Origin of the sequence: Exiguobacterium sp. s191, from assembly GCF_018618955.1 — a bacterium.
In the GTDB taxonomy this organism is placed as follows: domain Bacteria; phylum Bacillota; class Bacilli; order Exiguobacteriales; family Exiguobacteriaceae; genus Exiguobacterium_A; species Exiguobacterium_A abrahamii.
Genome location: NZ_JACSNC010000001.1, coordinates 738,588 through 751,445 on the forward strand (window position 1 = coordinate 738,588; position 12,858 = coordinate 751,445).

7 protein-coding genes are annotated in these 12,858 nt (G+C 47.4%); 2 read left to right on the forward strand and 5 right to left on the reverse strand.

The genetic code is table 11. The annotated features are described in order from the left end of the window. Positions 1-16: 16 nt before the first annotated feature. From KNQ09_RS03850 to KNQ09_RS03870, 5 genes are all read right to left on the reverse strand, one after another. The gene (locus KNQ09_RS03850; RefSeq protein WP_214857492.1) at positions 17-910 is read right to left on the reverse strand and encodes a DMT family transporter; all 894 of its coding nucleotides are present in this window, start codon (positions 908-910) and stop codon (positions 17-19) included. A 166-nt stretch (positions 911-1,076) separates the two neighbouring features. Further along, positions 1,077-4,805 carry an ABC transporter permease gene (locus KNQ09_RS03855; protein WP_214857493.1) on the reverse strand — a complete coding sequence of 1,243 codons (3,729 nt, stop codon included), beginning with the start codon at positions 4,803-4,805 and terminating at the stop codon, positions 1,077-1,079. 64 nt (positions 4,806-4,869) lie between these two features. After that, positions 4,870-8,574 (reverse strand): ABC transporter permease, encoded by a 3,705-nt coding sequence (locus KNQ09_RS03860; protein WP_214857494.1) that lies wholly within the window; start codon positions 8,572-8,574, stop codon positions 4,870-4,872. Between the two features lie 210 nt (positions 8,575-8,784). Next, positions 8,785-9,306 carry a GNAT family N-acetyltransferase gene (locus KNQ09_RS03865; protein ID WP_214857495.1) on the reverse strand — a complete coding sequence of 174 codons (522 nt, stop codon included), beginning with the start codon at positions 9,304-9,306 and terminating at the stop codon, positions 8,785-8,787. Positions 9,307-9,321: 15 nt separating this feature from the next. Beyond that, positions 9,322-10,548, reverse strand: coding sequence for an MFS transporter (locus tag KNQ09_RS03870; RefSeq protein ID WP_214857497.1), 1,227 nt, complete (start codon positions 10,546-10,548; stop codon positions 9,322-9,324). A gap of 433 nt (positions 10,549-10,981) precedes the next feature. Between KNQ09_RS03870 and KNQ09_RS03875 the strand changes: the two genes are divergently transcribed. Beyond that, complete coding sequence (locus tag KNQ09_RS03875) at positions 10,982-11,344, forward strand: ArsR/SmtB family transcription factor (RefSeq protein WP_023468128.1); 363 nt, start codon at positions 10,982-10,984, stop codon at positions 11,342-11,344. 112 nt (positions 11,345-11,456) lie between these two features. Then, complete coding sequence (locus KNQ09_RS03880) at positions 11,457-12,854, forward strand: aldehyde dehydrogenase (RefSeq protein ID WP_214857499.1); 1,398 nt, start codon at positions 11,457-11,459, stop codon at positions 12,852-12,854. Positions 12,855-12,858: the final 4 nt, after the last annotated feature.

Sequence of the window (12,858 nt, forward strand, 5' to 3'; positions counted from 1 at the left end):
GGTTCATGAATTGACATTAGCTGAATACTTTATTTCGTTGCCGAAACGGACGAATCCCTAGAGCAATCGAAGCCCCGATGCAACTAAATAGACACCCGATGATTAAAGGAAGAGATAGCGTCGATTCACCGATCAATACGGAAGCAACACCGCCAATTAGCGGAAATAGTGCTACCATATAGCCGCTCTTCGCACCACCGATCCGTTCGACGAGTTTCAAATAAAACAGCCAGGCAAGAAACGATGCAATCACAGTTAAATACAGTAAGGCAGAAAGATAGGTAGCTGTTGTCGGGAGCGTAAGCGGTGTTCCTTGAATCATGACGATTGCGCCCATCACTAAACTCGCGACAGTGAATCCGATCGCATTGGCATGAACCGGATTGATTCGTTGCTTGGCGTTCCGCGCTGAACTGGCGTCACCTACTGATGTCAATAGCGTGCCGACTAGAGCAATCAAGACACCTTTTAAATCGGTCAGTCCATGGATGCTGCTTAGACTCGGAACAATCAGGACACCGACGCCGATGATACCAAAACATCCGCCAATCCAAACGCGCGCATGGAGGGTCTCTTTTAAAAACAAGCGCAGAGCGATTGGTGTCAGAATGACCTTGAGTGAGAAAATCAATGTCACGATGGCGGCAGAGCTTAACATCGTCGCGTAATAGAGACATAAGTAACTCAGAGCGAAGTTACAGACACCGAATACGACGATGAAAGGCATGTCCGACGCGGTAGGTTTGTTCGTTCGTTTAACGAATAACGCGAATAGAATGAAAAGAACAGCGGTCATCGCTAATCGATAGGTCAGGGATACTTCCAAGGCGACAGGTGTTCCTTGGATTTTGACAGCAATGAAGTTCAGTCCCCAGACGATCAAACAAAATAAATACATGAAATATGTCATGGTTAATCCTCGTTTACGTATTTTCATTTCCAAATCTTTTCCTGTCTATCATCTTAACAAAAATGGTCGTGTAACAAACGATTTCAGTAAAAATCATTTGTCAGCATAAACAAAAAATCACTGACCGTCATACGACAGTCAGTGATCCAATAGATAGAAGCATCAATCATAATTTGATTTTAACGGTGTAGAGAAAACCGGTAAATCCTGTTTTTACGTTCATGACGAAGATGTTTTCATTTTTCGGTACGATGTAGATGACATCAATTTTTGAGTGTAACGGAGCGTAATAACCTAAGCTTTCTGAATAGGCTTTTTTGTTTAGGTTAATCGTTTCTTCAGGCGTGTAGCTTTTCTTGTGACGATCAATCAATGGGAAAGAAGATGGTTTATAGTCGATATAAGAGTCAGCTGAATCTTCACCCTTTACCTGCATCTCAAGTCTGACAGATACGGCTTGTTTATCTTTCGGAAGATTCTTAAGTGGAACACGTTTCGCCGAACTGACCATGAACCCACGTTCTTTCATTAAATTTTTATCACCAGCATAAGTCTGAAGACCACCTTTATTCATCAGTTCTTCGATGGCGTCTGTATTCGTTTTCTTTGACTGTTTCTTTTGTCCGGTCTTCACGTTGGTTGATGCAGCATTCGCAGCATCGACTTCGATTTTGACGGTCGTCGGCTTCGCAATGGCTTCGCTTGTCGCGAGAAGCACATACGTATTTTTATCACTTGGAACACGGAACACAAGATCGACGCGAGAAACGAAAGGTGGGAAATAGCGATAGCCGTCCTTCCAAGCGTCTGGATTCCGGTTCTCATAATCGACAGCTTCGTATACGTTACCGTTTGTATCCTCTAACGTGAATAGATTGGGCTTATAAATAGCATACCCGCCATTTGCGTCTTTATCCTTGTAGTTCTCAAGGATGACGGGAACGGTAACATATTGTTCATCATCAAGAGTTGGTAATTTCAACTCCTTTGGAGGGGAAAGGAGAAGTTTATCAACATAGAAAATGTTTCCTTTTGTTTTAGGGTCTCCCGGATAGGTTTGAACGACACCGCGCTCCATTAGTTGATCGAGCTTGCTCGAATTGACTTTTTTCGTAGAGGACGCTTTCTTTTTCTTGTCTTTTACATCTGCCAATTTCGTTCCTGTCGTCTTGACCGTCGGTGCAACTGTTTGTACCGGTTTCGTGGACGCAGGTCCTTCTTCTGTCGTAGCAAAGAAGAACAGGGAAGCGACACCAACGACAAGGGCACCACCAACTGCGGATAAGGCGAGTCGGAAACGTCGTTCCGTCGCTTTCGTATTCGTTGCGACACTTCCAATCGCAGCATTTGGTGTAATGCTGACGGCGCGTTGAGCGGGTAAGAGGGCACCGAGAACTCCCGTGATGGCAGGAATCAACAACATAACACTCAAGAAGCCGAGCTCACCTGTTGGAAACTGGTTATAGACGAAGCCGATCATCGCAAGAGCGATCAGTAAGCCGATGATTCCAGCGAACAGTCCGGTCATTAGTCCTTCGCTTAAAACGAGCGTCCGGATTTGACCGTTCCGCCAGCCGGTCGCTTTTAAGACAGCGAGCTGACTCTTCCGTTCGTTGACGTTTTGCCACATGATCTCCGTCGTCGTCAGGATAGCGATAAGTAAAGCGACACCCATCGCAACATAATGCATCGTGCCGACTTCGAGTGCAACGTATTCGCCGAGCCATGTCGCATACAGGACACCTTTCAGTCGGAAGGTGATGAACAGGAAGAAAATGAACAGACTCGTCGGCAAGGCGATCGCGATTGTCGAGAGGATCGTCCGTTGCCAATACGTTGCAAGTTGGTTGATGCTCATCCCAAGGACACTTTGTGCCCGGACGAAGCGACGACCTTTTGAGACTTCACCAGAACGCATACTTTCGAATGGTTGAATCCGTCGGATGAGCGTCATCGGGACGAGCGTACCGCCCCAGTAAATCAACAGTCCGGCGAGTCCAATCAAGATGATCCGTGATAAGGCAATCGGATGATCCGTCGTTAGCCAGAACGAACCGAGGATCGTCCAAGAAATCAAGGCGACGAGTGTGCCGAGTAACGTTGCTTCTAGGAACAGAAGCTTCGATAGCTGACGTGGACGCCAACCGAGCGACAGTAAGATCGCGAATTCCTTCTTGCGGGCATAAAGCAAGATGATGTTTGAACTAAAGACATACACGAGTGCAACGGCGATGACGCTGGCGATGATGCCGCTCATGCCGACTTTCGCTTCTTGGAATATGGCCATCGACGAACCGAGTTTGATCCACGGTTGCTGGATCCAACCGAGTGCCGATTCACCTTTTAATCCAGGGAGGTATGTCAGCGCAAGCTGTGGCGAGGAGCCGAGCGTGACGTCGGTGATCAGACCGGTCTTGTCCTCGATCTCTTGAGCAACAGCTTTCAACTTTTTCTCACTCGTCGCGTTCATCGTCTCGACACCTTTGACGTTGACACGAATGGCAGAGATAGCTTTATCACCACGTAACTTAAAGGCGGCGTCAAGCGTCGTCAGCATCGATGGTGGTTTCGTCAAGAAGTCATACGGATCGTTCGTCGGTTTGACTTCTCGGACTGGATTGACCGGTTTTTCATTCTTATCCATGACCCATTGGGCTTTCGCCGGGAAATAGGTCTCCATCGGCAGTTCCGTCAATGGGTCTTTCGAGATGTTCAATTTCTTCGGATCAAAGACACCAATGTAGTTCAAATGCATTTTCGGTACTTTATCAAGGTTACCCGTGTTGTCACCGAAGAGACGAGCTTTTCGATACATAGATCGTTTCGAAATGAGGGCGTCCTTATCGACTTCTTGAGGTGTTACTTGATAGGTGAACGGCCAACGTTTGGCAAAGGGACTAGCAATCGTTTGATACTCGACAGACGATGGCTTTAAAAACATCCAGTCAAAGCTACCACTTGCTTTTTCCGGAACCTTATCTTCGAGAATGTTCTTAATAAGTTGCTTTGATGCTTGCTCTGTCGAAATATAGTATTCCTTCGTATCTTTAACAGGAAGCGTCTTGAGATAGGATTCGCCACCTTTTTTCATAATACTGCGCACCGTTTCAACCATTGAATCTTTGACGAGCGGGATATCGACTTTCTCGTAGCGATAGGTCCGCGAAGCATTGACGTATTCCTGACTGTTCATGATCAATGGGATGTCCCAAACACCGTCACCATAATCGTTCACGACATCGTCCTTCGTGAAATAACGACTATGCGTAGCCTTTTTGGTTGCCTGATCGAGTCCAACGAGTTGTGCTTCTGCTTCCGGATCAATCCCGGCAAGCATCACTGCGCTCCCGTAACCGTAGATGGGAAACTCGCCTAATTCTTGCGGTGAAACATCTCGATTCAATCCGTCACTCTCAGGAGGGAACCAACCGGCTCCGGCAAAGAATGAATAAGATTCTGTTTCTTTCTTTAGCCCAGTATCTTGCATATCCGTAAACGAAATTTTGTAAATGCCCGGTTCTTTGAAATTATAGGTATCCGTTTCAGCATTCGTATTGTAGTTCCCAATCATCGCAATCGGTGCTGCGACTTCGACGTCAGCAATCTGCTTGATCGTCTCGTACTGCTTACGGGTAATCCCACCGTCGAGCCCGCTCATATAGTTCGGCTCGAGCAGGTTCAAGTCTTCTGTCACGCTCCGGCTGCCTTCCGGACGAACGACGATATCGTACGATGAGCCCCAGCGTTTTTGCAGTTCATCGACGACCGTTCCGTTATTTGCTTGCGTCGTACCGATTAAGTAACTTAGTCCGGTACTGACGATCAGAACGCCGACGAGGAGCAGAATGAACCGCTCCTTGTTGCGCCACCAGGAATTCCAGATGAATTTAAGCATCGATAAAACCTCGATTCCTTTCAATGACTGGACAGTCCATGTCAAGTTCCTCCTAGTGTTTAAATTATTTTTTCGTCAGATCGATTTTGACGGTCGTTGGTTTAGGGAACGCTGGATCAGAAGCGAACAGAACGAATCGCTTCTGATCGATTGGTACTTGATAAACCAACTCCACTCGTGACTTGTACGGTGCGAAATATTGAAACCCGTTTTTCCAGGCTTTCTCATTGCGATTCACATAATCGATCGGTTCATAATCGGTTCCTTGCAAGTCTGTCAAGGCATACCGATTGGGACGATAAGTGATGAATCCTCCCAGATCATCCCCTGTATCTTGCATGACGACAGGGATCGTCACGAAACGATAACCAGCACGTTGCTTTAAATTCAGTTCTTTTGGTGTATCAATCAATGCTTCGACATGAAAACGATCAAATTGATGTTTCGGATTCCCGGGAGTTGTTTGCGTGACACCTCGCCTCATCAATGTTTTTAATTTTTCCGTTTCCTCTGTTGAAGGAGTAGTAGCTGACGTATTCGCTTTTTTGATATCGTCGAGCGTGATCTTGACGGTCGTCGTTTTTTCGACGGCCTCATCTTTTGCAAGCAAGACGAACACCTTTTGATCAACTGGTACTTGGTAAACAAGATCGACCCATGATTTTTTCGAATTGATGTATTTGAATGCATTTATCCAAGCCGTTTTATCGTGATTGACATAATCGACGGGAGTGAACTCTTTTCCGTCAAGAGCAATCAACGAGAAGGTTTGTGGTCGATACGACGAAAACGAACCTGCAGCTAATTCATCCCGGTTATGAAGGAAAACTGGAATCGTCACGAAACGATATCCTGACTTTTCCTTGAGCTTTAACTCTTTTGGTGTTGAAACGAGCTTTTTAACAGAGAAGTCATAATTCTTCGCCGCCGGGTCACCCGGGTACGTCTGAATAGCGCCTGCGTTCATCAATTGCTCCAGTGCCGTGTTGTCTTCGGCAGTATGTTTCTTATCGTCAGGATCTTGAGCGAGATTTTTTAATTTTTGTCCGGTCGTTTGTACTTTTGGTGTCGTTATTTCTTTTTGAGTCGTTCTCGTTTCAGGTGCAGCGAGAAGGAATAAACTCATCGTTCCGATGACGAGCGTAGCAGCGATGCTACCGAGTGCCCATTTGAAGCGACGTTCGGTCAATTGTTGATTATCGTTTACGCCACCGATGGCTGCATTCGGTGTGATCCGCACAGCACGCTGGGCAGGAAGCAAGGCACCAAACACACCAGTCGTCACCGGAATCAGGAGCATAAGACTTAAGAAACCGAGTTCACTGGTCGGGAACTGATTATAGACGAAGCCAATCATTCCTATGGCGACTAGTAGACCGACGATTCCAGCGAAGAGTCCAGTCATCACTCCCTCGCTTAAGACGAGTAGTCGGATTTGACCGTTGCGCCAACCGGTTGCCTTCAGGACAGCGAGTTGATTCTTTCGTTCGTTGACGTTTTGCCACATGATCTCGGTCGTCGTCAGAATGGCGATGAGTAAGGCGACGCCCATTGCGACATAATGCATCGTGCCGACTTCGAGCGCAACGTATTCACCGAGCCAGGTCGCATATAAGACACCTTTCAGTCGGAATGTGATGAACAAGAAGAAGATGAACAAGCTCGTCGGTAAGGCAATTGCGATGATGGACAGAAGCGTGCGTTGCCAGTAAGTCGCGAGTTGGTTGATGCTCATTCCAAGAACACTTTGTGCCCGGACGAAACGACGTCCTTTTGAGACTTCGCCAGAGCGCATGCTTTCAAACGGTTGAATGCGTCTGATGAGTAACGTCGGAACGATCGTACCGCCCCAGTAGATCAAAAGTCCGGACAATCCGATCAAGATGATGCGTCCGAGGGCAATCGGGTGATCCGCTGTTATCCAAAATGATCCGAGAATCGCCCAGGCGATGAGTGCGACCAGCGTTCCAAGAAGTGTCGCTTCTAGGAAAAGGAGTCTGGATAGCTGCCGTGGACGCCATCCGAGCGAGAGTAAAATCGCGAATTCTTTTTTTCGAGCATAGAGCAAGATGATGTTCGAACTGAAGACGTAGACGAGCGCGACAGCGATGACGCTCGCGATGATGCCACTCATTCCGACTTTCGCCTCTTGGAAAATCGCGATCGACGACCCGAGTTTGATCCACGGTTGCTGGACCCAACCGAGTGCCGATTCTCCTTTTAGACCGGGTAAATACGTCAAGGCGAGTTGCGGGGAGGAACCGAGTGTGACGTCCGTGATCAGACCCGTCTTATCCTCGATTTCCTGTGCGACAGCTTGCAATTTTTTCTCACTTGTTGCGTTCATCGTCTCGACCCCTTTGACGTTGACGCGAATCGCAGAAATTGCTTTATCCCCACGCAACTTAAAGGCAGCATCGAGTGTCGTCAGCATCGATGGTGGTTTCGTCAGGAAGTCATAGGAGTCGTTGGCGGGCTTGACGTCACGGACTGGATTGACCGGACGATCATTTTGATCCATGACCCACTGTGCTTTTGCCGGGAAGTAAGTTTCCATTGGAAGTTCAGTTAACGGATCCTTTGAAACATCGAGCTTCCGGGGGTTAAAGACACCGATATAGTTGAGATGGACTTGTTTCCAGCCTTTAAAGCCACCTTCGAATTCACGTGCTTCGCGATACATGCTTCGTTTGAAGAGTAAGGATTCCTTGGCGACCTCTTTTGGTTGAACTTGGTAGGTGAAGGGCCAACGGGAACCGAACGGACTCTTAATTGTTTTGTATTCAACCGGTGAAGGTTTCAAAGTAATGGAAGACAGTGAATCACTATTGTTCGCATCGCCTGTTGATAAGGTGTTTTTAAGGATAGCGTCCACCAGCTTTTTTTGGACGTCTTGAGTCGTGATCGAATAGGAGGTAGGCTCTTCTACTGGTAGTTTACTCAGGTATGTTTTCCCACCTTTTTGTTCAATCTTTTGGACCATGTCTGCAACGCCTGTTGCAGTGAACGGAAGCGCTACCTTTTCATATGTATAGGTGCGCATCGCATCGACGTATTCACGAGAATTCAATAGAATCGGAATCTGCGTCGCTTGATCACCGTACGAAGCGGGAAGATCCGTTTCGCTGAAGAAACGGCTATATGTTCCGGTAGTGGTCGCTTTTTTCAAACCGACGAGCTGGTCTTCAGCAGCAGGATCGATTCCGGCAATCATGACTTCTGAGCCGTAGTCATAGAGGGGTTGTTCACCAAGTTTTAAAGGGGAGACGCCTGTGTGCGTTGCATCACCCATTGGTTCCCAGCCAGCAGCAAGAAACGTTGTCATGGTATAAGATTCGTTTTGGAGTCCCGTATTTTGAGAATCCTTGATTTTCAAGCGGTAAATCCCTTCTTCTTGAATCGTATGGGTACCGACGCTACTCGATGTCGATGTATAACCAATCATCGCGATTGGTGCTGCGACCTCGACATCAGCAATCTGCTTGATCGTCTCGTACTGCTTGCGGGTGATCCCACCGTCGAGTCCGCTCATATAGTTCGGTTCAAGCAGGTTCAAGTCTTCCGTCACACTCCGACTGCCTTCCGGACGTACGACGATATCGTACGACGATCCCCAGCGTTTTTGCAGTTCATCGACGACCGTTCCGTTGTTCGCTTGCGTCGTACCAATCAAGTAACTCAGTCCGGTACTGACGATCAGGACGCCGACGAGGAGCAAGATGAAACGCTCCTTATTGCGCCACCATGAATTCCAGATGAATCTCAGCATGTACTATCCCTCGCTTTCGTTTGATTTGAAGAAAATTGTGTAATGCGACCTCCTTATCACTTATGTACATATCCATATATTTCTTTTTATTTTTCCATTATATACAAATAATAGTGAATTGACTAAAAAATCTGTTAATTAGGTATGTTCGTTTTTAATAGATTAGAAAAAGCACCTCACGAAGGAGGTGCTACATCAGGAGTGATTCTTTTAAGCATAGAGTGGGCTACATTTCCGCATGATGATTTCGTCGAACGAACGCCCTTCATAGGATACAGCATCAGGAATCGTTTCTACGATGTCAAAGCCAACTTTTTTATACGCAGCGATGGCTCGCTCATTATGCGAAAACACTTCAAGTTCAAGTTGATGAAGTCGAAGTTCCTCGAAACAAAACCGGATGATACACGCGATCGCTTCTGTCCCGTATCCTTGACCGGTCCAGGGGAGGGCACGCATCGAAATACGAAAGCCCGCTTGTTTCAACTCTGCCTCAATGTCTAAAATGGAACATTCACCAATTATTTCACCAGAATTCAAACAGATAGCGAAATCGAAGCGCGATGGATCAGCTTGAATCGAAAGAATGTGCTGTTCAATCTGTTCAATCGAAAACGTTGCTGTCGTACCAGTTAAATAACGTAATGTCTCATCCTGGGTTTGTTCGAATAAGACGTGTGCATCGGTCACGTCAATCGGACAGAGGAAAATTCGTTCTGCGGTCAAGTGCATGAATACCTTCCTTTCTCATGACGAAAGCTTGATCGTTTCGTCCGTTTCCGTCGTAAAATAATGCCGTTTCGTTCGATCCTGGACGATCCAAACGATCCATCCACCGATGAACAGGAAGCTGACTGCAGCGACGGTATACGTCAAGCGGATCGAGGTCTCCGCATAGAAACCAATCAACGCCGTCAAGAGAATGACACCAGCTGACTGCACGACGTGGATGCTACTGAGGAATCGTCCCATTGTTTCGACCGGAATGTGCGTTTGAGCGAACGTCATGAAGCCGGTGTTCGCAAACGCAAGGGCGAACGTCAGCAAGAAAAAGCCGGTCGCTGCCGTCAGGAATGATGTCGCTGTGGCAAAGATCACATAACCGATTGGTGTCATCAGTGCTCCAAATTGAATCAAGAAGCGGAGCGACAAGCGATGTGTGAAGATCGCATTGATTGCAGAACCACAGATGATGCCGATTCCAGCGATACTGACGAGAAATCCATACGTGCTTTCATCCAGTTGCAACACGATCGTCGCAAACGAGGCTTCGAGCGAATCGAGTCCGCTCATCAGGACGATCATCAGCGCATAGAAGGCGTAGACGAGCGTGACGTAGCGCCGCGTCCGTGCAAACTGAAGCGTCTCTTTCCAGTCCGCAAGAATCACTTGGAGTGAGAAGGACGTCGCTGGAGTCTCTGCCTGGCGGACGTCGGGCAAGACGAATAGTAAGGCAGCAGAACACAACAACGCTCCTGCATTCAGGATGATCGCCGTCTCCGGAGAACCAATCAAAAATAAGAATCCAGCAATCGATGGTCCGAGAATAAAGCCTGCCGACTGAATAAAGTTTTTCAACGCATTGAACCGTTGGCGGCTCGTTTCCGGCACGAGCTTCGTCATGTAGATCAACGACGATGTCTCGAACAGCGTGTTACCGATGTTCAGAATGAAGACGAGCGCATAGAGGATATATAATGAATCGATCAGTGTCAGTGAAAAGACAAGCGCGGCACGGGCGACGTCAAGCATTACGAGCAAGCGGCGTTGATTGATCCGATCGACGACACTACCGGACCAGAGGCTCGTCAACAGCGCGGAGATTGGCAACAGAATATAGAGAACAGAGACGGCGAACGCCGATCCCGTTCGTTCGAGGACAATTAAATTCAAGGCGATAAAGTAGACCCAGGCACCGATGTTCGAGACACCGACACCAAGTAATAGCAATCCAGGGTATTTCCAATTCGACATATGACACACTCCTTTTTATTGTTTTTTAAGCCAATAAAAAAATCCCACCTCCAAGACGTTGGTCTTGGGGACGAGACTGTGCGTGTCGTGGTGCCACCCCTGTTCGCGAGACCGTCACCAGTATCGCCTTCATCGGTACGACCGTTTTCAAACGGCAAATACCTGAGCTCGATAACGGGAGCACCCGTCACGATATCCCCGATTCGGTTCCACCGTGCTGCTCAGAGGCTTGGTTCGGTCAATGGCTGATGCTCCTTTCCACCAATCGGAGCTCTCTAGGAAAAGCCGAGATGACGTACTGTTCTCTTCGACGCGTTTGAATCATGTAATTTTTACCATCCTATCATGAGTTTCCTGAACCTGTAAATAAGAATATGAAATGAATCAGTTGACAACGGAAAGAAAGGATTGTAAATTAGGAGCATGAATTTAAATGTTTAAACGTTTAAACGGAGGCGCTATGAGAAAAAACGAACAGGATGTACAAGCTCTAGACGCAGCAGTAGGGTATTTTCAAGATGCAATTCCGATCTTTCAAGTCTTATCGGATGTCAATCGTCAAGCGATCATCATTGAATTGGCACGGTACGATCGTTTGAACGTCAGTCAATTGGATGAAAAAATTTCGTTATCTCGACCAGCGATTTCGCATCACCTGAAAGTATTGCGGGCAGCAGGAATCGTCGCTTCTGAGAAAGTCGGTACGGAGAACTACTATTATCTGACTTTACAAGAAGCGGTCAACGTCTTGAAAACATTGACGGCAGCCATTGAAGAAGATTGTATCCTACGCTGAACGAGGCTCTTTTCTCACACATGAGAAGAGAGTTTGATTTTACACTAAATGTTTAAATGTTTAAACGAAAGAACATAACGAAAGTGAGCGATGAATGATGCAACACTCAACCATGATTTTACAAGATCAAGCCGTAACCGAAGAAGTCTATAGTGGGAAACGTGCGTTCTTTGATGCAGGGAAAACGAAGACGATCGATTTCCGGCTACGTCAGCTTGAACGGCTGGAACAGTTAGTCCGATCAAACGAAGAACGGATTCTCGAAGCATTAGCAAAGGATTTAGGAAAACCGACATTTGAAGCCTACACGTCAGAAATCGGCGTGCTCTATCAAGAGCTACGTGAAGCGAAAAAACAATTAGCGCGCTGGATGGAGCCGAAGCGAGTCGCCACACCACTCGTCTTGCAGCCGTCAAAGAGCTTCATCCGACACGATCCGCTCGGTGTCGTCTTAATCATCGGACCATGGAATTACCCTTTCCAATTGTTACTTGCACCCGTCATCGGCGCAATCGCAGCCGGGAATTGCATCGTCTTGAAACCGTCGGATTTGACACCACATACGTCGGGCTTGATTGCAGAACTCATCGCAACGACGTTCGATCCAGACTATATCAGTGTCGTTCTCGGTGATGGGGCAGTCGTCGGTGACCAATTACTCGATCGATTCCGTTTCGACCATGTCTTCTTTACGGGAAGTCCGGGTGTCGGACGATATATCGCCATGAAGACGGCTGAGAAATTGGTTCCGACGACACTTGAGCTTGGCGGGAAGAGTCCCGTCATCGTCGATAAGAGTGCCAATCTGCAGATAACAGCGAAACGGATCGTCTGGTCGAAATTTTTCAATGCTGGTCAAACGTGTGTCTGTCCGGATTATCTGCTCGTTGAAGAGACGGTCAAGGATGCGTTGATCCAGTTGCTAAAAGCAGAAATCAGACGTGCTTTCGGGGCGGATCCACAAATGAGTGAAAGTTATGGACGCATCATCAATGAGCGCCGCGTATACGCTCTGCAACGTCTGATGCAACAAGGCACAATCGTTCACGGAGGACGAATCGATTTAGCGGATCGCTACGTGGAGCCAACGTTGCTTGACGCTGTATCGCTTGAGGACGACATCATGCATGAAGAAATCTTCGGTCCGTTACTTCCGATCGTATCGTTCAGCTCACCGGAACAAGCTGTCTCGATCATTCGTCGCAATCGTTATCCACTCGCCTTATATCTCTATACGGAATCATCGGAGATGGAATCCTACTTCTTGGAGCACGTCGAGTTCGGAGGAGGATGTATCAACAATGGCATGGTGCATCTGATGAACGCTGAACTGCCGTTTGGTAAAGTCGGTGGTAGCGGGATGGGGGCGTATCACGGCAGACACACCTTTGAGACGTTCTCGCATGCGAAGAGCATCGTCAAAACGTCGACGAAACTAGATCCATCGTTACGTTACGCACCGTATACGTCGAAAAAAATGACTATCGCAAAACGTTATTTTGCACGCTAAGTCC

Coding starts and splice junctions, on each gene's coding strand:
- KNQ09_RS03850 (WP_214857492.1), bottom strand. CDS start 910: ATGACATATTTCATGTATTTATTTTGTTTGATCGTCTGGGGACTGAAC.
- KNQ09_RS03865 (WP_214857495.1), bottom strand. CDS start 9,306: ATGCACTTGACCGCAGAACGAATTTTCCTCTGTCCGATTGACGTGACC.
- KNQ09_RS03855 (WP_214857493.1), bottom strand. CDS start 4,805: ATGCTTAAATTCATCTGGAATTCCTGGTGGCGCAACAAGGAGCGGTTC.
- KNQ09_RS03875 (WP_023468128.1), top strand. CDS start 10,982: ATGTTTAAACGTTTAAACGGAGGCGCTATGAGAAAAAACGAACAGGAT.
- KNQ09_RS03870 (WP_214857497.1), bottom strand. CDS start 10,548: ATGTCGAATTGGAAATACCCTGGATTGCTATTACTTGGTGTCGGTGTC.
- KNQ09_RS03880 (WP_214857499.1), top strand. CDS start 11,457: ATGATTTTACAAGATCAAGCCGTAACCGAAGAAGTCTATAGTGGGAAA.
- KNQ09_RS03860 (WP_214857494.1), bottom strand. CDS start 8,574: ATGCTGAGATTCATCTGGAATTCATGGTGGCGCAATAAGGAGCGTTTC.